Source organism: Serratia sp. 201 (assembly GCF_037027545.1).
GTDB lineage: Bacteria > Pseudomonadota > Gammaproteobacteria > Enterobacterales > Enterobacteriaceae > Serratia > Serratia bockelmannii.
Genome location: NZ_JAXCHC010000004.1, coordinates 1 through 22,672, shown reverse-complemented (window position 1 = coordinate 22,672; position 22,672 = coordinate 1). Strand labels below are relative to the sequence as shown.

General features: G+C 46.2%; 22 protein-coding genes. All 22 read right to left on the bottom strand.

Translation table 11 applies throughout. The features are described from left to right. Nucleotides 1-87: 87 nt before the first annotated feature. A complete protein-coding gene (locus tag WA302_RS18855; protein WP_049209680.1) occupies nt 88-360 on the bottom strand; it encodes a DUF2442 domain-containing protein in 273 nt (90 codons plus the stop codon). Beyond that, nucleotides 341-577, bottom strand: coding sequence for a DUF4160 domain-containing protein (locus WA302_RS18850; protein WP_012146806.1), 237 nt, complete (start codon nt 575-577; stop codon nt 341-343). Before WA302_RS18850 ends, WA302_RS18855 begins: the two co-directional genes overlap by 20 nt. 15 nt (nt 578-592) lie before the next feature. After that, a complete protein-coding gene (locus WA302_RS18845; RefSeq protein ID WP_089195180.1) occupies nt 593-1,144 on the bottom strand; it encodes a single-stranded DNA-binding protein in 552 nt (183 codons plus the stop codon). A 72-nt stretch (nt 1,145-1,216) separates the two neighbouring features. Next, nucleotides 1,217-1,684, bottom strand: a complete 468-nt coding sequence (locus tag WA302_RS18840; RefSeq protein ID WP_089186710.1) for an STY4534 family ICE replication protein — start codon at nt 1,682-1,684, stop codon at nt 1,217-1,219. Between the two features lie 714 nt (nt 1,685-2,398). Next, entirely contained in the window at nt 2,399-4,438 is a 2,040-nt protein-coding gene (locus tag WA302_RS18835; protein ID WP_336064663.1) for a DNA topoisomerase III, read from the bottom strand. Between the two features lie 13 nt (nt 4,439-4,451). Beyond that, entirely contained in the window at nt 4,452-5,024 is a 573-nt protein-coding gene (locus tag WA302_RS18830; protein WP_195880173.1) for a hypothetical protein, read from the bottom strand. Next, nucleotides 5,021-5,770 (bottom strand): PFL_4669 family integrating conjugative element protein, encoded by a 750-nt coding sequence (locus WA302_RS18825; protein ID WP_072008282.1) that lies wholly within the window; start codon nt 5,768-5,770, stop codon nt 5,021-5,023. The genes WA302_RS18830 and WA302_RS18825 overlap by 4 nt, the downstream gene beginning before the upstream one ends. Before the next feature lie 794 nt (nt 5,771-6,564). Beyond that, a complete protein-coding gene (locus tag WA302_RS18820) occupies nt 6,565-7,122 on the bottom strand; it encodes a GNAT family N-acetyltransferase (RefSeq protein ID WP_211130724.1) in 558 nt (185 codons plus the stop codon). Then, complete coding sequence (locus WA302_RS18815) at nt 7,100-8,263, bottom strand: diaminopimelate decarboxylase (RefSeq protein WP_336064662.1); 1,164 nt, start codon at nt 8,261-8,263, stop codon at nt 7,100-7,102. The genes WA302_RS18820 and WA302_RS18815 overlap by 23 nt, the downstream gene beginning before the upstream one ends. After that, complete coding sequence (locus tag WA302_RS18810; RefSeq protein WP_336064661.1) at nt 8,263-9,054, bottom strand: class I SAM-dependent methyltransferase; 792 nt, start codon at nt 9,052-9,054, stop codon at nt 8,263-8,265. Before WA302_RS18810 ends, WA302_RS18815 begins: the two co-directional genes overlap by 1 nt. 2 nt (nt 9,055-9,056) lie before the next feature. Next, entirely contained in the window at nt 9,057-9,884 is an 828-nt protein-coding gene (locus tag WA302_RS18805) for a YqcI/YcgG family protein (protein ID WP_336064660.1), read from the bottom strand. Next, nucleotides 9,872-10,597: a methyltransferase domain-containing protein gene (locus tag WA302_RS18800; protein ID WP_089181336.1), complete on the bottom strand. Its 726-nt coding sequence runs from the start codon at nt 10,595-10,597 to the stop codon at nt 9,872-9,874. The genes WA302_RS18805 and WA302_RS18800 overlap by 13 nt, the downstream gene beginning before the upstream one ends. Further along, the gene (locus WA302_RS18795) at nt 10,587-12,320 is read right to left on the bottom strand and encodes a ThiF family adenylyltransferase (protein ID WP_197665649.1); all 1,734 of its coding nucleotides are present in this window, start codon (nt 12,318-12,320) and stop codon (nt 10,587-10,589) included. The genes WA302_RS18800 and WA302_RS18795 overlap by 11 nt, the downstream gene beginning before the upstream one ends. Then, the gene (locus tag WA302_RS18790) at nt 12,317-13,603 is read right to left on the bottom strand and encodes an MFS transporter (protein WP_336064659.1); all 1,287 of its coding nucleotides are present in this window, start codon (nt 13,601-13,603) and stop codon (nt 12,317-12,319) included. Before WA302_RS18790 ends, WA302_RS18795 begins: the two co-directional genes overlap by 4 nt. A gap of 762 nt (nt 13,604-14,365) precedes the next feature. Beyond that, nucleotides 14,366-15,646 (bottom strand): STY4528 family pathogenicity island replication protein, encoded by a 1,281-nt coding sequence (locus tag WA302_RS18785; RefSeq protein ID WP_336064658.1) that lies wholly within the window; start codon nt 15,644-15,646, stop codon nt 14,366-14,368. Nucleotides 15,647-15,759: 113 nt separating this feature from the next. Further along, nucleotides 15,760-16,023, bottom strand: a complete 264-nt coding sequence (locus WA302_RS18780) for a ParE family toxin-like protein (protein ID WP_043143926.1) — start codon at nt 16,021-16,023, stop codon at nt 15,760-15,762. Beyond that, entirely contained in the window at nt 16,020-16,649 is a 630-nt protein-coding gene (locus WA302_RS18775) for a DUF2857 domain-containing protein (RefSeq protein ID WP_336064657.1), read from the bottom strand. Before WA302_RS18775 ends, WA302_RS18780 begins: the two co-directional genes overlap by 4 nt. Nucleotides 16,650-16,853: 204 nt before the next feature. Next, a complete protein-coding gene (locus WA302_RS18770; protein WP_336064656.1) occupies nt 16,854-17,576 on the bottom strand; it encodes a DUF2786 domain-containing protein in 723 nt (240 codons plus the stop codon). Beyond that, nucleotides 17,576-19,312, bottom strand: a complete 1,737-nt coding sequence (locus tag WA302_RS18765; RefSeq protein WP_336064655.1) for a ParB family protein — start codon at nt 19,310-19,312, stop codon at nt 17,576-17,578. Before WA302_RS18765 ends, WA302_RS18770 begins: the two co-directional genes overlap by 1 nt. Nucleotides 19,313-19,314: 2 nt before the next feature. After that, entirely contained in the window at nt 19,315-20,664 is a 1,350-nt protein-coding gene (dnaB-PI, locus tag WA302_RS18760) for an SPI-7-type island replicative DNA helicase (RefSeq protein ID WP_197804291.1), read from the bottom strand. Next, nucleotides 20,657-21,319, bottom strand: a complete 663-nt coding sequence (locus tag WA302_RS18755; protein ID WP_089186702.1) for a hypothetical protein — start codon at nt 21,317-21,319, stop codon at nt 20,657-20,659. The genes dnaB-PI and WA302_RS18755 overlap by 8 nt, the downstream gene beginning before the upstream one ends. Beyond that, nucleotides 21,316-22,233: a ParA family protein gene (locus WA302_RS18750; protein WP_336064654.1), complete on the bottom strand. Its 918-nt coding sequence runs from the start codon at nt 22,231-22,233 to the stop codon at nt 21,316-21,318. The genes WA302_RS18755 and WA302_RS18750 overlap by 4 nt, the downstream gene beginning before the upstream one ends. Nucleotides 22,234-22,672 lie beyond the last annotated feature (439 nt).

The window sequence follows — 22,672 nt, the reverse complement described above, 5'->3', positions numbered from 1 at the left end:
AGGCTCAATTAACAACTCTTTATTGCTATTCAAAAAAAAACGCCAACCCGAAGGTCAGCGTTTAGTGTCAGATGACGAGGAACAACATCAGGATAATGAAGGGGTACGAGTAATGCCTTTCGCTCCCATCAACAACCCTTCCGTACTTAAGTCCTCATCCAGATCTGGCCAGTGTATACCCATTCCAGCCCCGCAGAGTTCCCAGTTTTCCCGTTGCGCCTGCGTACCGGCCGCAAGCCGGGGATACCAAGCTAACGGTGCCGAAATAGTTCGGCCATCCATCAAATCAACCGACAAACGGTCATCATCGATGCGGACATTCATTACACGCAGATCATTTTCATTGCGTAAAGTAAGCATCCCAGGCCTCCTGTAAAAGTGTCCGATGTTCAGTCACCAGACGCTGCAGTATACGCAGTTCATGTGATGCAAATCCCACACTACGCGCAATACTGACATCATGTAACCATATTTTAGCGGTTGCATTGCCCTTATCAATATGGACATGCGCCGGTTCGTTAGGTTCATGACTGTAAAAGTAAAAGCGAAAACCACCTACTCTAAGTATTGTCGGCATAATGTCTCCCGACGATCACAAAGCGTAAATGGCTGATTTTGCGATACCATAACCAAACCCAAGGAACGGTATGTCATCGTCAAAATCCATCGGCGCGGCATTCCCATCCGATTGCGCTGGTTGGGGTTGCTGAGCCGGCGTACCACTGTGCGAAGGTTGCGGTTGCTGAGGTTTGCCCCAACTGCCCTGACCTAATTGTCCTGCGTTGGCAGGTTGCGAACGCCCACCCAACATCTGCAGAGTGCCGCCAATGTTGACGACGATTTCAGTGGTGTATTTTTCAACACCGGCCTGATCGGTCCATTTGCGTGTCTGCAGGGAGCCTTCAATGTAGACTTGTGAGCCCTTACGCAAATATTCACCGGCAATTTCAGCAAGCTTGCCGAACAACACAACACGGTGCCATTCGGTTTTTTCTTTCTGCTCACCGGTTGCCTTATCGCGCCAGCTTTCAGAGGTCGCCAGGGTAATGTTAGCCACCGCACCGCCATTTGGCATGTAACGGACTTCAGGATCCTGGCCGAGATGACCGACAAGTATGACTTTGTTTACGCCGCGAGACGCCATAATCGAATCCTCATAGGGAATAGAATTAGAAAGGGAAAAACGCCCCGAAAAATCGAGGCGTAGAGGGCGTTATCAGAAAGAGTTTTCCGCGTATTGTTGCTGTGCGGAACCCTGCTGAGGCGGCGTAGAGTCGGATTTCTCAGCCTGATATACCTTTTCCTGACCGATTTTGATCCAATCGACCTTGATAAGGCGGGCTTTAAGACTGACGCGCTGTTCACCGGCATGTTCGCCGCTGTTGAGCGTGAAGATGTCCGTTTTGGGATTGCTGAGCACAAAACCAATCAGGACTTTTTTGTCTTCATCAACTGACTTTTGACAGCGGTTGATCAGGCTGCTGGCTTCTTTACCAGCGACCGTCACATCGAAACGCGTGTAACTGGCGTTATCGGTAGGACCGGAAAGTCCATTGATGACACAGCTGATAAAGGTGCCATTCGGGCCATTAACTTGACGAATGTTGCTGAGGTACCCCATCCCTTTGATAGTCAGGTTGAAGTATTCAGTTTTGGTAGATGTTTGCTGAGATTGGGTAGACATGATGTTTTCTCCAGGAGTAAAGATTCGGTGACGGAGAAATACACCTTCCCTGACGGGAAAAGTATTTCCCGTCGGGAGCCAGGTATGGCCATACGCCATATCCTGACAGTCTGATCAGATTGAATAAGCCTTAATCGTTACGCAAAGTCGCGCTCACTATCAACGATATCTACTCTCAAAGGCGGGCAGATGTACCACGCAGCTAAGCTACGTACTCCCTCTCAGGCTAAGGAAGCGTTCTTTTGTTACCACCCGAAGGCGATCCTCTCAGGTAATGGGATCATTAGTGGCTGTCAATTAACAGCAGGGTCACCCGAAGGCGCTCATCACAGACCCACTGAGCATTGGTGGTTGTCCGAAGACAACAAGTAAGCCTGTTCATTTTTAGTTCAGGTGCTGCTGCTGTCAACCAGGAATATCAATTTTGTGAATTGAGAAAACAAAAACGGCACAGTCAAAGACTGCGCCGCGGAGTTTGCACCATAACTGGTAGTAGATCTCATCTGACTTCGAGGAGAGATAGTAAACTCCTGGCGCGCTTTTCACGAAGTCGCATGCGCTTAATCAATCAACCTGAGTGTGGAGGCCATCGATACGGGCTGAAGCAGAATTGTCCATGCATTAAACTTTCCTGCCATCCGCAGCCACGGGGTGCTCTGCATCAAAGCTCGCCCACATTAGCAAAACTTTCAGCTATGTACACCAGACAATCTCTTACTCCGCTCCGATTGTTTTATTTTTAGCCGGTGATTTTGCTTTATAGCGCTTAGCCTTACGACCACCTTTTGCATCAATGTTGATGATACCCTGGCAAGTGGGATAATTACTGCAGCCCCAGAAGGCACCGCTACCTTTCTTACCCGCACGCCGGCGCATCGTCCCACCGCATGTCGGGCACGGCGGTGAAGGAGGCGCGGTGAACTTCACCGCCTGCGTCTTCCCTTTCTCCACCAGATGGCCCGTCCACTGTGCCTGGCGGCTCATGAACGTCTCGAGTGTCATCTGCCCCTGGGCAATCTCGTCCAGCGCCTGCTCCCACAGCGCCGTCATCCCGGGGTTGGTCAGCGCGGTCGGTAACGCATCTATCAGTTCGCCGGCAATCGGCGTGGAGAGCAGGATTTTTCCCTTCTTCTCCAGGTAGCCGCGTTTAAACAGCGTTTCCAGGATACCGGCGCGTGTCGCTTCAGTACCCAGTCCCGCATTCTCTTTCAGCACCTTCTTCAGTTGCGGGTCACTGACGAACGCCGCAGCATTTTTCATGGCGGCGATCAGTGTCCCGTCAGTAAAATGCCCAGGGGGCTTCGTCTGCAGCGTTTTAAGCTCCGCGCCGGCAACCGCGACGGATTCATCTTTTACCAGCGCCGGCAACCGGACATCATCCGTGTCTGCCGACTCCTCTTTCGCCTCGCTCACGTCATGCTGGAACAGTGCTTTCCAGCCTACCACCGCCTCGACCTTGCCACGGGTTCGGAACAATTGTCCGCCGATATTAAAGGTAGCCTCAGTTACATCCACTTCATGTAACGGCAAGAACTGTGCCAGGTAATGCTGACGGATCAGCTGATAGACCTTCAGCTCATCGGCAGACAGCTTGCTCAAATCGAACGGCTGCTTGGTCGGGATAATCCCATGGTGCGCCGTGATTTTTTTGTCGTTCCAGATGCGGGAAACAAAGGCCCTGTCGAGCCTGGCCACGTTTTCGCTCTGCGTTGGATCCGTGCGGGTAACCGCACTCAGCACATCGGCAACCTCTTCCCGCATCGATGTCGGCAGATAGCCGCAATCCGTCCGGGGATATGTGGTCGCTTTGTGCGTTTCATACAGCGACTGCGCGATACTCAGCACCTGGTTGGCGCTCATCCCCCACTTGCGTGAGCAAGCCTGCTGCAGGGTGCCCAGGTCAAAGGCCAGCGGCGCCGATTCTTTCTTGCGCTCGGTCCCTACCTCAAGCACAACGGCATGACCTGTTTGCTGACACAGTTGCACGACGGCCTGCGCCACATTCTGCTGAATACAACGCTTCTCCTCATCACAGTAGTTGGCGGCAGGTACCCAGTTTGCAGGGAAAGCGATCCCCCCCTTCTGCAGCGAGACCCTGACTTGCCAGTACGGCTTGGAAATAAAGTTGGCGATTTCGCGGTCACGGTTCACGACCAGCGCCAGCGTGGGGGTCTGCACCCGCCCGATCGATAACACCTCGCCGTATCCCTGCTCACGGGCCTTAAGCGTGTAAAGTCGGGTTAAATTCATCCCCGTCATCCAGTCAGCCCGGGCGCGTGCCAGGCCGGCCTCATACAGTGGTGCGGTCTTCTCGCCAGGGAGTTTGTTTGCCAGAGCATGCCGGATACTGGCCTCGTCCAGCGCTGACAACCAGAGCCGCTGGACCGGGCCGGTAAAGTGGCAATGCTCGAGTAATTCTCGTGCAATCACTTCCCCCTCACGATCCGCATCGGTCGCAATCACCACAGAATCAACCTGTTTGAGCAACCCACGGATGACCGCAAACTGATCGGCAGTGTCTTTTTTTACCGCCATTTTCCACTGAGCAGGCACGATAGGCAGCACAGACTCTCGCCAGGGGTTACCGAACTGTTCACCGTAGGTTTCCGGCTGAGCCTGCTCCAGCAGGTGCCCGATTGCCCAGGTAACGATGACGCCGGCGCCCGCCAGATAGCCCTGCTTACGCTGGGTCGCCCCGAGAATGGCGCCGATATCTTTACCCTGGCTGGGTTTCTCACACAGGTAGAGCTGCATCAGATAACCTCCCTCAGCCCTGACCTTTGGCAACCTGCTGCAACTGCGTCATCAGTCTCCCAAGGTAAGCATCGGTCAGGTGTGACGCATCCGGTGAGCTGTATGTCACTTTCAGACGGCTGCCAACGCCGGACTTGACCACTTCGAGCTCAAGGCGATCATTGCCTTTCCATTCCTGCCCCATCTTGTAATAACTGCCCCGATTTGCTGACCAGACCGGACGTGCTTCATCAATGGAGCTCGCACTCCAGTCACCGTGCTGATCACGCTGGCGCAGACTTTCAAGCTCCTCGGAGGAGATGAACTGATAATGACTTTTCAGCCGTGCCGCCGCGATATCAACATCCACCGGGAGGCTATACGTATGTTGCACGTCCTGCCGGGGCCCCGAAATACCGGCCCGGGTCATCCAGGGCATGCTACCCTCACTGGAGCCGCCGCTGCCACCGGTTGCCAGCGAATGGGCAGCGTCACTGATTTTTTTGTTCCATTCACCCAATTCGGTGCCTGCGCACCCCGTTAACAATAACGCGGTGCAGAGTACACCTGGCATCAAAAAAGACGTTACCTGTCGATTCATACTCATGATTTAGCTCCTTTTTTAGAGGAAATTAATGCAGAGGTCTTGAGTGGTGGAGAGAAAGAGGAGCGTATTGCGCCCGACATAATATCTTCGTCAGGCATACCCAAACGGGTGATCGCATCCTTACCTGCGGGGGTTTCGAGACGAATATCATCTCGAGTCACCTTCGCGGGACGATAGTGTTGGACGACACCGTATACGCTACGGATCCAATGCCCCCCTCGGTCCAATAGAGTGTCGCGTTCCGAACGTGATATAAGCCCATAGTGCCAGGCTTGAAAGGCTTTCATCGCAAGCTGGTCATAACCGACCAGAAGGAAAACACAGCGATATCCCACAGGAGTGCGACTAAATACACCAATATTTAAAGGAGACACGGAAGCAACATCTGAAAGAGAAATTTGTGCAGGGATGTTTGCCAGTGTTTTGTCCAGCTCGGCAACAGCCTGTTGAAGTAACTGCGTACCTTTATTTAAGGTCTCTTCCAGGGCGACCATTGCAGCATCAGCATAAGGGTTATCTTCACCAGAAGCCTCATTGATCTGCCCTGCTCGTAGAATAAAACGGGGCATACTATAAATATCAGGGCGTCGCTTCCCCGATGTTTCAGGATCAGCGTTTTGGCTACGTCGCCCTTCCCATAAACGAATGGCATAGAGGGTATGAAGCTCTACGGTAAGAGTGGATTTTAATGCACCAGCGCGTGCAGCCGCCGGTTTTTGTTCATTATTCTTTGCTGATTCAACCATTAGAAGCATCCTTCCGGAAATGTGTGTGGCTTGAAATAGTCTCGGCTGACACCATTAGCAGCAATGCAAAACTCTTTTTCATTTCCAAAGAAAAGAGATGACATGAATTTTGCTCATTTTTTAGCCGCTGTTGGCAGTGCCAACAGTGACTACTTTTTAAGCGCAACAGGTTTCATCTGTGGCTGATTCCATGTCAGCTCATACAGATACTTCTCTGATAAGCAACACTCTGCGATGGTATATGAGAGGCGTAGCCAACCACGTGATGCCATATTCCATAGCACTAGTGTAAGCCAGGATATAAAATTGAAATCAGCAAGTTATATGGCGTTAAAGAATAAAGCAATGCGTCAGTTGGCGGTGAAGGCTGATGAGATAACTGTCAGATAGAGCCCTTCATCCGCAGTTTGAAAACATGATGGGTGGCTACGTGGGCAAAAAGGAGACCCAGCAGCAAATCAGTCGCTATATGTAGATCTACTACAATAGCGTAAAATCATATCATTACAACATACGAGTGAAGCTAGAAGTATCAGAGAACCGATATCCTTGCATCAATCGAGACTCTATACGATAGTGTGTAAAAATTTATCCAACCCAACAAAAGCTCTTATTGCAGATGTAATTTTTCATCACGGTGTACTGGCTCGTTCTACTAAGGCAATAGATGCCGACCGTCATTATGTTGCAAAATTGCAGTTCGGCACCACTTTTTTAAAGCATTAATTTATAGATGTAGAGATTTCCGACCTTATAGATCCATGTTTACCTTACTCGACTGACGATATATGGTATTATATAGGATAGCTATATATACAAGTATCATCAATATATCCAAAGCCATCCAATCGATGTTTCCTCAGTTTAGCTTCTAACTGGAATCCTGTACGAAGAGCTACTTCTGCACTTCGTACGTTCCTGCTGGCCATTGTGATCTCTAATCTTTGACACTTTAAGTAATGGCAAGCAATATCTCTTACTAAAATACAAGCTTCTTTAACAAACCCCTTACCCATAAATTGAGTTGAAACCCAATAACCGATTTCATAGAAAGGTATTTTAGGATTTACAATAAATAAGCTAATACATCCAACTAAATTATTTGAATGAATATCCATAATTAAGAACCTGTATTCATCTTTGTCATTTATGAAATTATCAGAGGCAATTTCAAGATTTTTATAACAGGTATCAAGAGTGTGCTCTAAATTTGACCACAAAAGAAACTCAAAATGTATTTTAGAAAATTTTGAAATAAGTGAATAGACATCACGATAATATGATACATCTGGAGGCAATAGTTTTACTTTTCGCCCCGTAATAAGTTGCTCAGGCAGGTCTGTAATTATCATGAAGGTGCTCCCCGTTAGAGATAACAATTAACTTAGGTTTGCTTCTAATCCAATTCGATGAATTCATTATATCATAACTACCACATGATGATATTAGCACCTTGTCATCAATAGAAAGATCAACAGGTATTGACATATTCATCGCAATAATATCAGACTCATAGCAATTAGAGCCAAAAACATGAGCTAAGCTAGTTTCAATACTTCCATCTCTCTGAGGAATGATAAGCGCAAATCTATTATTATGATACTGCGCCGATCTCACACTTGTACCTGGTACCGATAGGGTTAGAATATTAATGTCATTGCGTTCTTTTACTGAGGCTATTCCGGAAATTAGATATCCATAATCCTCAGTTAAGATCCTACCAGGCTCAATTACAACACTAACCTTATTGATATCTATACCATGTTTTAAAAGTGCTTCACGCACACGTCCTGGATAATTATCATTGACCAAAACAGCATCACAATTTGCAGTGGATGCAGGATAGCCCCCTCCGATATCGATAAAATTTATGATATCCTTTAACTTATTGATTTCAATTGAATAATACTCTAATGCTTTTATCAGGTAGTCATGAGATGTGAGATTTGAGCCAGAATGAAAGTGAAGCCCGTTAAGATGAATACCATTTTCTTGGAGTAACAACAATGACTCATGAAATTCATCCCGATTCATTCCAAAACGAGATAACCCCATAGATTTATAATCGACACTTAGACGAAACGATATTTTTGGCTTTACTTTAATATGGTTGGAAATGAGTATAACCCTCTCTACCTCCAGAGCATTATCACACTGTATTTTAATACCATTTGATATAGCGAACTCAATTTCTTCATTTAGTTTAACTGGCCCATCAAAATAAATACTCTCGCCTGTAAAACCATCATTTAAAGCAAGATTTATTTCGTGTAACGATACTGTTTCGGCAGATAAACCTTCAGAAAGCATTAACTCCGTCACCGTTGATAAGTTATTGCTTTTATAAGAGTATGCAACCTCCAACTGAGGAAAGTAATACTCCCAATGAGATTTTAATCTGCGCACTGCTTTCCTGACAGCATCTAGATCTATAATGTAATAATAATCTTCTTTATTATATTTATTAATAAGCTCATTAAAATTAATAGCCATTATTTAGATCTCATTGTCCATAATGCAACTGACTGATATTTAGCATGCTCATTGAGAAGAACACGAGTATTATAATATCTATCAAATGAAATCTGTTGCTGTTCTTCGCTTAACATCAAGAAAGGAGGCTTGCTACAAATAGCTGTTTGAGTAATTAACTCGATCTCATCATCTGTATAAACAGGCAAATCAAAAAGCTCCTCACTGATAAGATGAAATCGTGTACTGAAAAAACCATACCAATAATCATAATCTCTATTTGTATCTGGACGATACCCTATATGTTTTTCCACCAAATCAATTAGCTCTCTATCTGGTGTTAATTCATAAAAGAAAGGTGAAATGCACAAATACCCATCATTTCGCAAAACTCTATGACATTCTTTTAAGGCAGTCTCTTTATCAGAAATGAAGCCGAAACAACACCCTGCTGTAATATGAGTGAAAGTGTTATCAGAAAATGGAATGCTTTCCGCATTTGCAACAGAAAACTTTACTCGTGTACCAATCCCATTTTTAATTGCTAAGGCATTTGCTGACTCAATTGATGGAGGCGATATATCTATTCCATCTGCTCGGCATTCAGTTTTTAACGATATATTTCTTGATGAAAATCCTGTTGAGCAAGCCAAGTCAAGGAGATAAGACTCCTTGTTTATTTTGCTATTTTTTATCCAGCTTTCCAATGTTACATTTCCTCCAGGAGGAGTATTATCCACTCCAAAAAAACCAAGGAAATCAGGATAGGATAATTTCACTAAATCACAGTTTTTGATATTGTTAGCAGACATTTCTAGTTACTCCACCAGTTTATAACATTAGTAGTATCAGTTGATTTTACAAATTTAGCTCTATGGTCACTTGACTCAGAAAGTAAATAATTGTAGATACACCCTTCTTTCCTATAGTTTTCCCTGATTTTTTCTTTGTTATCTTTTGTTATAAGATTAGAATCATTATCAGCAAACCGATCAAACGATTGATCTGGTTGAATAAGAAATGAAATGGTATTGTTAAGCGGTAAATACCTAGAGTGATTTTTTGGGTAATGATTTGAGAAAACGAGTAGGTAAAGTTCAACCCCATCTATTCTAAAACGCCATTTTTCATCTGTTATATTTTTAAGCAAATTAGATGCAAAGTTGTCCTGAATTGTTTTTAGGAAATTGGCTAATTTAATACCTAGGTCATTATCATTGGTCACATTTGTATTTTCAAAAATCAAATACAGGCCATCAAGATTATGAATGTCATAAGTTTTTAAGTATCGACTCAGTACTTCTGTAAAGCTTGTGTCATTTTCATCAAATATATCAAACCAATGTCGTCCTCTATGTGCATATATACACTTCACATTGGAGAATGCCATTATGCTTTTTTGTTTTAGATTATACTTATCTTCATTAATTAAAATCACTTCGTCAATATCCTGGCTTATTTTAAAGTCGAGTTCATCTCGAATCACATCGTTTATCTTTTCAATAACATCATGGTTTTTATTTTTCACTTCATGAAATATATTCTCATTAATAATAGAGGCCGACTCAATATGAATAACTTCATATTCACTGAGCTTTACATAAATTCTGTCATTTAAAACATCCGCTATTAACAACGACATAGATATCCTCTAAAGTTTAAAAAGGAGAAACAATGCTCGACCATACTGAAACCACAGCGATTAAACAATTTTATATTCTCAGAATCAAGATATGGTATCAATTTATTCTCTAGAGCTAATCTTTTGTTTTCAATTTCAGTTTTAGAATATCCTCTACTATATTTCCATTTTAAGTACGATTCAATGTAGGTTGTATTTATTACAGGATCCTCAAATATAATCTTTTCGAAGACAATCATAGTGACTTGATCGGAACATGATGACTTTATATTTTTTATAAACTCCTCTCTTTCTGGTGGACGTATAAATTGAAGCACAAGATTTAGAATAACAAAATCAGGTCTCATAATATCGCAGATGTTTTTATTTACTCCGCTTAGGTAGTTATGATCACTTAATGTAACTTTTTCTTTGTAAGGCTCACACTTTTCTTTTGCTTTTTCAAGCATGCATGCAGAAACATCGACTCCATAACAATGCTTAACTTGTGTCGTTGATAACAGCTTATTCATTGTTGTCCCGGTAGAACACCCTACATCAAGAAATATTTTTTCTAATGAAAAAGAATCAAACATCAATGCTATTAGATCCTGGATGTCTTCGTATCCTGGAACACTTCGTGAAACCATATCATCAAAAACATTGCATACATCTTCATTAAACTCAAATGACTTCATTTTGTCTTTATTAATAAATACATTGTCAATTCCCATATTTAAACTCCAATACTGTGAAGTAAGGAAAATTATAACCTAAATGCATTTTATCAGGATGCCGTGGCTCTTTAATTGAGACCAATGAGAATCCCACGTCGATAAAGCTATTTACATAAGTTGATAGGTTTCTTTTGAATGAATTAAGCTCACATAAAAAATTCCCATGTTCGTCAAGTCTACTTTTAGTTTGAGTTCCTTCGTAGAAGTAATTTTCTATTACCATTTTGTCGTTCTGATGGCTAGTGCACGAGTCTTTTACATGACTCGGTACTATGCATAGAACTCTACCTTCTCGGTTCACTACGGACCTAACTTTTTTTATATATGAATAATAGTCATTAATATGATCTAGCACTAAGGACAAAATAACAAAATCAAACAAGCAATCACTCTCATATTCAATTAAGTCACATTGAATATATTCAATTCCCCCACCTTTCTCTCTGGCAACATCTAGCATTTTTTTATTAGTATCCAATGCTACAACTCGAGCAGAACAAAGGTCGAGCATTCTACTATATGTGCCTATTCCGCAACCTATGTCCAACGCACTAGCATACTCTTTTTTGAGTATTACCTCTCTTACATAGTCATCGAGAATTACTCTATTTAAACTTGCTCCCTCTCTATGATTCTTATAAAAATCTGCAATTATATCAAATTGATCAGTCACTTCATTGTCTGGATAATGTTGCGTAAGACTATTTAAGTTCAGATCTTTTTTATAATCATAAACTAGCGTTTCATAATTATCCGGATTTATTATTAGCCTTTTCTCTTTAAGAATACTATGTCCAGTGGCAACAAATTTTATTACCTCGTTCGAACATATTGATGAAACTATATAATTTAATGGGCCATATGATGGAGCTTGATATTTTTTATTTATTTTAACAGTAGTATTTACATTCTCAAACACATCTGTTTTAAACAATTGTTCGAACCCTGGTTTCGAATATGCATCCATCATTGGACCAACTAAACCCATCCTTCCTAAATAGCCCGCATTAATAACGGGGATGTTGATCTCACTATGCAACACCCCAATCAATTCAAATGCATTACTTGGATCTGCTGATAAAACAAGAATATCACAGTCCGAAAAGAAAGAGATAAACTCGTGTAATTTATCTCTGGATAGGAGGTGTGGCAAAGTATGTATTTCACAAGAGCTGTTTTGTTCTGCTAAATTCGCTTTTAAAGAATCAATTTTGGGCGTACCAATCTGCGATTCCTTAAACGTAGTCGTACGAGTTAAATTAGACTCTTCAATTAAATCGCCATCACTAACTTTTAGGCGACCGATACCCGCGGCAGCTAAAAGAGTCGCAACATTGGAACCGATGCCCCCAGTTCCAATGATTCCAACGGTTGCGTCCCTCAAGGCGTTCATTGAATCGGCCTGATTCATTCCTGAGAGTTCAAAGAACAATCTATGCCTATCATAACGATCTTGCTCCCAAGTATATGATACTATTTTTTCCTCAATCAAATTGTTAAGAATTTCGCTTATATTATAAGCCTCTTCAGAAGCAGGCTGATTGTATCTTTCGGCAATATAGTCAAATTCTGCAGGAACGTTCAGTTCCTCAAGAAGTTCAAGTAAGAATGCAGGACAATCTTCTATCTCCGTTATGTCCATAAAGGTTTGACCGCATACAATTTTGTTTTCTGCTTCTACATACTTTATTGGAAGAGATCTATTTAATTGAATTTTCATTCCGCAACTCCAATGATTCCATCTTTGTTTTCTTTGTTTTCTTCATTCTTATCAATATATCTTATCCATGCGATAGTGACCGGAATCACGCTTAATATACAAATAAAAGAAAACACAAACGCCGATGATAAAGGTAAGCTTTCTGCCATAACCCCTATGATGAGAAGAGATACGATACCAAAAACACGCGCAAGCAAACTAACAATAGATAAAACAGTGTTTGAGTTATTATTATTTAAGTGTTTAAAGAACTCAGAGTCGAATTGACTCATCGGGACTGAAAAGAAGCTATGGAACATAGTGAAAATCACTATTGGAAGCCATTGCCCATTTATTAAAATCAGTGCAAGCATAGATGCAGCCGCAAAAACTGTCGCCAACAAAGTAATTTTCATTGGGTTGTATCTAGTCAATAAAGCTTTCCTAAAATATCTATTGAAGAGATACTTTGTAAATGAATAGGAGAAAAAACACCCGCCTAAGATCACGATCTCTTGATTCTTTGTGGCATTATTCAGTAATCCAGTTTGATTTAAAATGAATGGTTGCCAGAAATGAAACACAGGTTGCATTGCTGCCACAACCAATCCGCATATTAATATATAGTAAATACCAACCTTTGTTGATACTAACAACTGTAATGCACTTTTTGTATGCAAATAAACATTAAATCTTTCTTTAATGTTTTGTACATCTTTCTTTTCGCTCACTGAGTCTATTTTACTAAAAGCGAACACCAAAAATATAAATGATGCACCGCATAAGTAATACGCGGCACTATAACTCCCAATTAATACAACAATAATTACACCAATGACACCTGATACAGAGTTCATTAATGCATTTACTTCTCTTACATATGACATGTAGTGGTGATATATATTAGACTCACGACTTTCTCCTGGCAGCCTATCGACTAACCCCTTAATCCATGTACTATCTGCACCAGAACAAAAACATGCGCCGAGGGCATAACAAATTTCAGCTATAATCAGTAAATACATGTTCGGAGCAAACGTACATAATGGAAAGAATAGAGCATAAAAAAAGCAAGATAGAATTACATTTTGTTTTACACCTAGCTTGTCACCCAATATTCCGGTTGGCAACTCAAATACAAAGATAGATATGCTAAAAACCATTTGCAAAATTGCTATCTCTGAGATTGAAACTCCCATTGAAAAAAGGAAAAAAACATGAAAAGAACCAGTAACCATTCTAATCGCATTCATTGCAGAACAACTGTGTAATAGTTTTTTTATCTCTGGATCAATTATTACCATGACTTTTCCTTAAGTTAGAAATGGCGATCAATCGATCGCCACCCTAACACATTGATACTATTTAATTAATTCGCACCACAGGTCATGCCACAAGATAGAACTTTTTTCTGTTGCTCTTTAAGTTTGGTCACATCAACACGTTTTACTTTCAGTTTTTTAGTCGGTTTGATCGTAGAATTATTCATATTACCATCCTTTGAGTTAGTAATTTGTTTATGTCATACAACAAAAATGATAACATTTTGCTGTGACAAAAAAGTTTTATCATAAATCATACGAATCGATCAAACATTAATCACCCAAACCATTAACTCATAACGCATTGTAATATATAACTATTTTTATGCACGCATTATCTTGACATCATTGGAAATATTTTGTTTCATTAAAATTAGTGCACAATTTTTTGAATTATTAGTAAATTTATTTAATAATTAACTCTCCACTGCCCACTAGCCCCGTGAAGTGCTAGTGCATAAAAATACAGTACAGGCACCTCCTGAGCGGGGCCTTACCTCCCAGTAAGCGAGTTGTGGTGGATGAACCGCATAATTCATCCCCGCTCCAGGTAAAAGCTACCAGGCCGCTATTAGGAGCATCCATCTGTGAAGGCGTGTGGTTTTCGGCAGACACTATTAGCAACAATCCAAAACTCTTTTTCATTTCCAAAGGAAAAGTGATGACATGAATTTTGCTCATTTTTTAGCCACTGTTGGCAGTGCCAACACTGTGTGTTTTTTAAACAACTATTCCTGTTCAGATTTATGACTTATTTTTTGCGCGTGCCATTCCCAAACGTAACTTCGCAACTATGTCGCTGACATGCTCCCGCGAAGCAAGGTGTTGGCGGACCGTATCTGTTGGTTTTGCTGGCGCCGCAGAGCAAGGTATTTGGCGTCGCGGTACAGGCCTGGCAGGTTCTGGGGATTTGGCACTCGCATACAGCTCACCGTTTCGGGCGCGCTTGATCACCGCCAGCAGCCAGCCTGTGGGGTTATTCAGGGTGCCTTTGGCCATCGCCTGCTCAAGACTCTCCAGCACCTGACGGGAAACCTCTGCAGGCAATGCCTTAAGCTGGACACCAATCTGCCGCTGATCATCCGTCGCGATGATGTTCTGCAGTTCGGCCGGCAACTCAGGTACGTACGTTGTTTTATTCACACTCTGTGTGAAAGAACGTACGTTACAGTTCGGTTTCGTTGATGCACCGTAAGTAACTGATTTCACCATGAGTTCGGAAAACGAACTCGGTGTTTTTCCTCCCTGTTTTACACTGGGTTCGGTATCCGAACCGGGCTTAATTTGACTCAGTTCGGTATCCGAACCCGGGGATTTCTTACTGAGTTCGGCGTCCGAACTGGGGATATTTTCCTGTCGTTGAGACACTCTGACGGCCATCTGTTGCGGGGTTTGTGGCGACCCCAGCCGTTCAGCAATCGCCGCCATCTGGGAATGCTGATGACGCATTGTCGGGTCATGTTGAATATCGGTCAGTACCGACCAGGCCGTCTGGCTGACGGTGCGGTTTTTATGCGCGCAGCCCATGGCGACCGTATCCAGCCAGGTCGGATCCAATGTCTCCGCATCAAGGGCCGAGAGTGGTTCATCATGTTGGGCATAGATGTTGCCCTTCACCCGCCCCTTGTCGTCACGCACACGCCGGCACAAACTGAGCCAGCCGGTCAGGCGTAACATCAGCAGCACGCGGCTGACGGTCTCGCGGGACGCCTTACCGTTAAACGGCGAGGCGAGCTGCAGCTGCAGTTCGTCATAGGTCGGGAACACGGCGCCCTGGTTCTGTTGTGCGTACAGGCGGATCATTATCCACGCGGTTTTATCAAGCGGTGACAGGCGGGTGTCCAGAAGCAACCGGCGGGGGATGGAGTCATGCACATTGCCCATGTACAGCAGGCCGCTGCGCAGATTCGTGACATCGGGACTCCCCGCGTGCTTTTCCGCGCCTATTCGTTCCGCCAGGCGGGCATTCATTTGTTCGAGCGTAAAGGTGATCAGGCTGTCATCAGGTGTTTTATTTATGCTCATCGATTTTGCGCATCCTTTTACGCAGCCCACGCCCACAGGGCGAAAGCATCAAGCGGTTGTTGGCCTAACGGAACTCAGGCCTGTACCCGACATCAGGTACAGGGTCAGTGTCATCACTTCCACAGTTCGTTGTTGTAGCGTTCATGGGTCAACAGCTCCCAGTCATCACCACTGTTTCGGCTGAGCAGTCGCCAGCTGGTACCGATATCAATCTTCATCCAGGCACGCCCGGGGGCGTGCTTGCCTTTAACATGAAGGTGCTTATAGTTACGTTCCCCGCGGCGGAAACGCCTGACCTGCTCCTTCGCCTTTCTCTGGCAGGATGGTGGCGCCGAACGGGGGACCTGCAACCCCGGCATTAACATCACAGGCTTCATGCCAACCTCCTTGTATTTGCTCCCGGCGTAGCGCGTGGCGTACGCACGGCCTGAATGGCTTTTCTGGCCGTCGCAGTCTGAAGGGCATCGAAGCTGCGAACTGCATGCCAGACAGCCGTCAGAGAAACATCCATCTGTTCGGCGGCCAGCATCATGACGTCCAGTCCATCCGCACTGGAGGCGTCATCGATGTCGGCTTTTTGCCACTGGCGCCACAATGCCGCATTCTCGTCGTCGCTGAGCGCTGCACAGCGCCCCTGGCGAATACTGATACCGGTCATGCGCCGGCGGGCGGCAACTTCAACGGTGGAAAGACCAAAATAATGCTGCATCATTTCGATAGAGCCCCCCAACGCCAGTGCACGGTCAATCCGCTGCATGCGCTGCTGCTCACGGCGCGCATGTTGCAGCATCAGGGAGAAATTCTCGTGATGGATTTGAAAGGTCAGCACCGATACAGAGCTGTTCATCAGGTAATGCAGGTCTTCAATGGTCAAACCGTGCAGCAGCTGCATCTCCTCCGTGGTCAGCCCCAGAGATTCACAGCGGCGGATATAGCCTGATTTAAGCTCCATCACGAGCTGAGTGAGCAGGCTGTTCGTCGCCTGAGACAAGCTATTACTCATAGTGCCCCCCCTGGATTTTGGAAAAATATCTCGAAAAAACAGCAAACAAGCATGCCAGCAACACCATGGAAACGAACAGGAATGGCAACGCTGAAATGAAGTTTTTGCCCTTGTCCTTAAACCACGTTCTGGGATCAGGAACGTCGCGCATAAACAGGAACCAAAAAATGAAGGACAGCATTGTGATAAGGAATAGATAAAGGTTCATGAATTGCGTCCTCCCTGATAACCAATGCCAGTGGTCACAGCCCCCTGAACACCCTGGTGTAAACGGGCGTTCTGGCCTGCTTCGAATCCACGTAAACGGGCAATATCATCACCGCGGCAGGTTTTCGAGGCGCGCGTTTGCAGCTCCCCCATCTTTTGGCTTTCCAGCCAGGCTCCCATCAGCTCGCATTCCTGTTCTGACACGGTAAACGTCGTGATGACTCTGCGAACGCCGACAACCCAGCCGGCACGAAACTGCTCAGCTCGGGCACGCCGCGTGCTCATTTTCAGGCGCTTATTCTGGGTTTTCAGGTAGTCTGCAGTCGCATCTTTCAACTGCCGGCTCAGCACATCGAACGCATAAGCCGCAACGGCCGGCCGCTCACTAAAACCGTAGAACGTCACGTTGCGGCGCGGGCCAGACTCGCTATCCCGCCAGGAAAAATACAAACGGCATCCAAAGGCGCGGGCAATCGCCCACGCCAGCCCGGACATCCATTCAGGCAGTTTTTGTTTCGCTTCGGAAGGCGCTCCCCGGCTCGGTGCCGTCTGAATAGATGACAGGCTGGCTTCCAGCTCGCTGATACCGTATTTCTCCATCAGTTTTTGCGCCCGGGCTAACGCCAGTCCAGCCTCATGCGCATTACTGTTGCTACGGGCCAGCTCAAGCAGTTTTCGCACCAGTTTCACCAGGCGCACCTGTCGTTGTGAATGGCTCATCAGGCTGTCTCCTCTGTTGCAGATAAGTCACGCTGTAGTTCACGCAGACGGCGTAAGACGCGAATAAGACGCATCAATTTCACGGCATGAATATCGTCAAGCAACGGCCAGTCAGCAGCATTTTCCGACCCGATGAGGGCTTCATTGAGCGAGCTGGATAAGGCGCCGTCCGGGTTGTTGCCGGCAAGGGTCAGGAGTAACGCGGTGAAGCGAGAGGGACGTTCGGCAGTCAATGCGTAGCCGGCAGCCTGCAAGTCGGCTTTATCAGCTTTGATTTCAGCCTCGCAGCCCGCCACTTCGGCCAGTTCGAATGCCAATCGGAAGGTGATCACCTGCAGGTGCTCGATATCATCCTGCAGGGAAGAAATAGCCCAAATGGAGGAGACCGGCTCAAGCCCTACCTCGGCAAAAGGCACCTCTGCAACAGGGGTTACACCTTGCTTTGGCTGTGCCACGGTATTGCTGTGAGGGGCTGTCGACTCACTAGGGTCCGACAGGGGGACGCTGGTATTCTCACCATCTAAAGCCGTTTCAACGTCACCCGACAACACCGGAGGCGCACCATATAAGTCAGGCTGAGTTTCGACACGGCGTTCAGTTTGAGTTGTGGGCGTTTCCTCTTTCTGAGCGTTCTGTGACTCATCATAGGCATCACCCGTTGACTCATGCAACGCGCTGTCCAGTACCAAAGAAGAGCCCTCCCCCTGTACTTCAGGTGCCGTCGGTCCGCTGGTATTTTCCTGCTGCAGTGCTGGCGCCAACTCGACAGTATTGCCCTTGCCTGACAGCTCAGGCGTTAATGCCGGCTCAGGCTCACCGAGGTGCTTACGCCGGTTTTGCTCTTTGGGATCGAGCTCCAGTAGCCAGCGGTCATAATTGAGCAACGGGTGTGGCAACGCGTTGATGAGCGCACCAATCAACTCATCACGAAACATATCCAGTGAGTAGATTTCGGGGTCATCAAATTGGCTGCAGACTTTGCCAAAGACGCTATCAAACGGTTCTTGAACCTCGACAGTAACACTATGTTCCTCCCAAGTTTTTTCAGCTTCAGCTCGTAAAGCAAGCAATTGACGAATTTGGGGGGCTCCCAATCCCGATTTAAGAAGAGATGGCATGAATGGATATAGGTATTTCACCGTATCTTCCATACGGCTGATACTGGAGAAATGCACCGGATATCCATCAGCACTCATTAAACTTGAGAGCTCACGCAGAGAAACAGCTTTACCCAATTTTTCTTCATACAGGGCACGGGCATCCCTGATCCCCAGCGCTTTTTCGATAAACGCCAGATCTCCCCGTTGTTCGTTCTCGGCCAGATGGCCAAGAAGACAGGACAAACGACCGGGCCATGGCTTGAAAACACAAGAAATGCGGTAAAACCGTTCATCCCCTGTTTCTTGCCATAGTTCTTGCAAGATTGAATAACGGGTGTTGCCACCATCACTGAAAAAATAACCCAGTTCGGGTTGTTCAGGATCAAGAGTAACTAATGGCACAGTTCTCAGACCGCGAACCCTAATCCCTGCCTTGATTTCATCATATTCAGGATTCCTCGAAATTCGTGGGTTATACGGCGATACGCTTAGCTGGTCGAGAGTAAGCACCAACGGCATATCACTCACTGGCAGTACAGATGATGTCGAAGTTACTGCATGAGTGCCTGCAGCTGTTTTTCCCTGCTGGAGCAAAGCACTGTTCAGATCGAGGATCTTGGTTTTAGTACGCGCCATAGTTACGCCCTCCCCGAGTATTGGTCATACTGACCATCGTGAAAGTCACTGAACGCGGTGAATTGTCCTTCAAACTTGACGCGAACGGTGCCCGTTGCCCCCTGACGCTGCTTACCAATGATAATTTCTGCCGTGCCGGCATCATCAGAGTCAGCGTAATAGACCTCATCCCGGTAGATGAAGGCGATCACATCAGCATCCTGCTCCAGCGCACCGGAGTCTCGCAGGTCACCATTAAAGGGGCGTTTGTCAGCACGGCTTTCCAACTGACGGTTCAGCTGAGATAGCGCCACAACGGGACAATCAAGTTCTTTGGCCAGTGCTTTCAGACTGCGGGAAATTTCTGAAATTTCCTGGGTGCGGTTTTCCTGGCCAGGGCAACGCATCAGCTGCAGGTAATCGACCATAATTAAACCCGGATAACCATACAACCGGGTATAGCGCCGTGCCCTGGAACGCAGTAGTGCGGGGGTCAAATACGATTCATCGTCAATAATCAGGCGGTTTTCCAATGGCAACAACCGCTCCATCGCTTTGGAAATACGCGCCCAGTCTTCATCATCCAACTGGCCGCTGCGCAGCCTTGAAAGTTCAACCCGCCCGTCAACAGCAATAAGGCGTTGGAGCAACTGCTCGCGCGGCATTTCCAGACTAAAGAAGAATGCAGGTTTCTCCGTGCCACGAAGCGCGCCGGTGTAAGCACTCAACGCAAAGGCGGTTTTACCCATCGATGGCCGTGCCGCAACCAAAACCAAATCCCCCGGTTGCAAACCACACGTCATCACATCGAGCTCAGAGAAGCCGGTCGGGGTGCCGGTGATACCATTACCGCCATTCACCGTTTCCAGATAGGTCACGACAGCATTCAGCCCATCGGTCAGGCTGACATTCTGCTGTGACTGTGTTTGTTCCGAGAGCTGGAACAATTGCTGTTCTGCCCTTTCGGTCAGGGCGGCAGAATCTGCGCGGAGATGAGCAGCATCTGCGCTCAATTCACGCCCGATCTGCAACAGGCTACGCAGTCGACTTCGTTCAGCGACAATCCCGGCATAGGCGACAATATTGGCTGCGCTCGGTGTGTTTTTAGACAACTCCGCCAGATAGGCAAAACCGCCGACCTGCTCGAGCTCACCATTTTGTTCCAATGACTCATGGAGCGTAATCAGATCAATCGGCTGCTGAACAGCCATCAGGCGAGCCATAGCCTGGAAAATGCGACGATGTACCGCCAGATAAAAATCACGATCTCCAACTAATGGAAGAATGTCATCCCAACGCTCGTTATCCAACATCAAGCCACCGAGAACGGCCTGCTCGGCATCCGAAGAATAAGGAATATGCATATCAGCCATGACGCACCTCCGATCCTTCACCGTCAGTTGTTAACGGGTGCTTAAGAAAAGTCGGACAGCATGAACATACCCCTATCCCAGTTTCCCGATTGACCTTAAGCCAACTGCATGGCTTGCTGTTTTTATCCAGGCAAGCGTGGTCATCTGTACAACCGCACCCTACGCAAGTTGCCTTTAGGTCCGTATTACCGTCATCAGCGCCACGGATGTGCTCAAGTACCGCGGCTGCCTCATACGGAGCCTCGGCCATTTCGTGAAGACATTCGGCATCATAGAAGCTGGCAGCATGATTGGTTTTTGCCATCATCAACGCATGCATTTTCAACATGCGGCGCAGCGCATTCTCCGTGGTTTCCAAATTACGGTTAAGCACATTGACGTAAGCCAGTAGCTGTGGTGCTGCTGCGGCCAGATAACCATTAGCCCGTTGCTCCTCAAGACTCACATCACGGCTCCCACCGTTATCCGACCAGTGCTCAAGCCCAAGTTTTTCCCAGTCTGGAACAATCGCGACATTAGGGATTTCCACATGCTCAAAACCGTTGGTATCCACGACAGTTACTGCATCGCTGTATAGCTCAAGAACCTGCCACGGTGCAGGTGCGGCTAACTCGCGCTGTTCATTAAGAAAGGTCACTAGCTGTTCAATATTCATTGATTTGCCTCCTGACGCAGAACGTCGAAGTCGGCAACCCAGTCAGGGAACAACTCGCTGGCCAGCTCATACATAGTGTCAGCAGCAGCGAGCGTTGATGTACGGGTGGTGGTTCTTTCGATACGATGAACAGGTTGGCCGGAAGCATGCCCCATTTTGTAAATTTCAAGCTTGGGGATGATGGTGTCGAGAAGGGAGACGTCGAAGGTATCTGCACGCAGATACTGCCCGTTTGCGATAATGCCGCGCAGACTGTTCAGGGTCTGCCAATCCAGATTCGTATACTCCATGCAGTTCGTCAGAATACGGATACGCGGTAACGCAATACCGTAGCTGGTCAGCGGCAATAATCCCTCCATCAACCCCAATGTGCCACGCAGAAACTCACGCGTATCCGGCAATATAGGCTTGATAACACCGACGGCGAACTCCGTACTGGCAACAAGAATGAGTTCGAGCATCACAGACGCTGCACCTTTGGAGTCAATAACGATAACGTCGTACTCGTTGAACAAAGGGTGCTGCAGAACATTCTTCAGCCGCATACGACCATCAGGGGCATGCAACATGGCAGAGGATAAACGGTCGTGGGGATCGTTGGAAACGATGATGTCTAAATTTGGGATAACAGAACGGGAGATGATTTCTTCGGGGTGATTGAGATCGACTGTCTTCATCAACAGTTCATACAAACCGTTGGGGGCTTCATATTCCAGGGAGAAAATGCTGCTTGCGGTGGGTTGGGAGTGGTCACCATCGATGAGGAGAGTTTTTTTACCTGCATCGGCAAGGAAGCCGGCAAGGTTGGCGCTTTGAGTGGATTTACCTTCGCCCCCTTTGGTTGAGACCATAGGGATAACGCGAGGTGCCGGGTGGCTAACACTCATAGATATGGATTTAGCTAATTTATGCATGTTTTACACTCGAATTTATCAATTCGCGTGTAAACGGTTAAATCATATATCCTTTAACAATTTTGCAACAAGCACAGGGATTGAAAATCCCCGTGTCCTTGGTTCGATTCCGAGTCCGGGCACCACTATTTAGAGAACCCAGCCTATGGCTGGGTTTTTCGCTTTCTGGGGTACGGACTCTCCATCGAACTGCGTTCGATTATTCGGTCTAAAGACCTCACCCTGCGGGCCAGCGCTGAAGCGCTGTTCAACGCGGCGCCAGCGCCGGTTGTCCGAGTCCGGTCGCCCTATTCAGAAGAACCCGCCTATGGCGGGTTTTTCGCTTTCTGGGGTACGGACTCTCCATCGAACTGCGTTCGATTATTCGGTCTAAAGACCTCACCCTGCGGGCCAGCGCTGAAGCGCTGTTCAACGCGGCGCCAGCGCCGGTTGTCCGAGT

Coding starts and splice junctions, on each gene's coding strand:
- WA302_RS18840 (WP_089186710.1), bottom strand. CDS start 1,684: ATGTCTACCCAATCTCAGCAAACATCTACCAAAACTGAATACTTCAAC.
- WA302_RS18800 (WP_089181336.1), bottom strand. CDS start 10,597: ATGGGAATTGACAATGTATTTATTAATAAAGACAAAATGAAGTCATTT.
- WA302_RS18810 (WP_336064661.1), bottom strand. CDS start 9,054: ATGTCTGCTAACAATATCAAAAACTGTGATTTAGTGAAATTATCCTAT.
- WA302_RS18765 (WP_336064655.1), bottom strand. CDS start 19,312: ATGGCGCGTACTAAAACCAAGATCCTCGATCTGAACAGTGCTTTGCTC.
- WA302_RS18750 (WP_336064654.1), bottom strand. CDS start 22,233: ATGCATAAATTAGCTAAATCCATATCTATGAGTGTTAGCCACCCGGCA.
- WA302_RS18820 (WP_211130724.1), bottom strand. CDS start 7,122: ATGATAATTACAGACCTGCCTGAGCAACTTATTACGGGGCGAAAAGTA.
- WA302_RS18785 (WP_336064658.1), bottom strand. CDS start 15,646: ATGAGCATAAATAAAACACCTGATGACAGCCTGATCACCTTTACGCTC.
- WA302_RS18830 (WP_195880173.1), bottom strand. CDS start 5,024: ATGAGTATGAATCGACAGGTAACGTCTTTTTTGATGCCAGGTGTACTC.
- WA302_RS18795 (WP_197665649.1), bottom strand. CDS start 12,320: ATGAAAATTCAATTAAATAGATCTCTTCCAATAAAGTATGTAGAAGCA.
- WA302_RS18845 (WP_089195180.1), bottom strand. CDS start 1,144: ATGGCGTCTCGCGGCGTAAACAAAGTCATACTTGTCGGTCATCTCGGC.
- WA302_RS18815 (WP_336064662.1), bottom strand. CDS start 8,263: ATGGCTATTAATTTTAATGAGCTTATTAATAAATATAATAAAGAAGAT.
- WA302_RS18775 (WP_336064657.1), bottom strand. CDS start 16,649: ATGAGTAATAGCTTGTCTCAGGCGACGAACAGCCTGCTCACTCAGCTC.
- WA302_RS18780 (WP_043143926.1), bottom strand. CDS start 16,023: ATGAAGCCTGTGATGTTAATGCCGGGGTTGCAGGTCCCCCGTTCGGCG.
- WA302_RS18805 (WP_336064660.1), bottom strand. CDS start 9,884: ATGTCGTTGTTAATAGCGGATGTTTTAAATGACAGAATTTATGTAAAG.
- WA302_RS18755 (WP_089186702.1), bottom strand. CDS start 21,319: ATGAATATTGAACAGCTAGTGACCTTTCTTAATGAACAGCGCGAGTTA.
- WA302_RS18835 (WP_336064663.1), bottom strand. CDS start 4,438: ATGCAGCTCTACCTGTGTGAGAAACCCAGCCAGGGTAAAGATATCGGC.
- dnaB-PI (WP_197804291.1), bottom strand. CDS start 20,664: ATGGCTGATATGCATATTCCTTATTCTTCGGATGCCGAGCAGGCCGTT.
- WA302_RS18850 (WP_012146806.1), bottom strand. CDS start 577: ATGCCGACAATACTTAGAGTAGGTGGTTTTCGCTTTTACTTTTACAGT.
- WA302_RS18770 (WP_336064656.1), bottom strand. CDS start 17,576: ATGAGCCATTCACAACGACAGGTGCGCCTGGTGAAACTGGTGCGAAAA.
- WA302_RS18855 (WP_049209680.1), bottom strand. CDS start 360: ATGCTTACTTTACGCAATGAAAATGATCTGCGTGTAATGAATGTCCGC.
- WA302_RS18825 (WP_072008282.1), bottom strand. CDS start 5,770: ATGGTTGAATCAGCAAAGAATAATGAACAAAAACCGGCGGCTGCACGC.
- WA302_RS18790 (WP_336064659.1), bottom strand. CDS start 13,603: ATGGTAATAATTGATCCAGAGATAAAAAAACTATTACACAGTTGTTCT.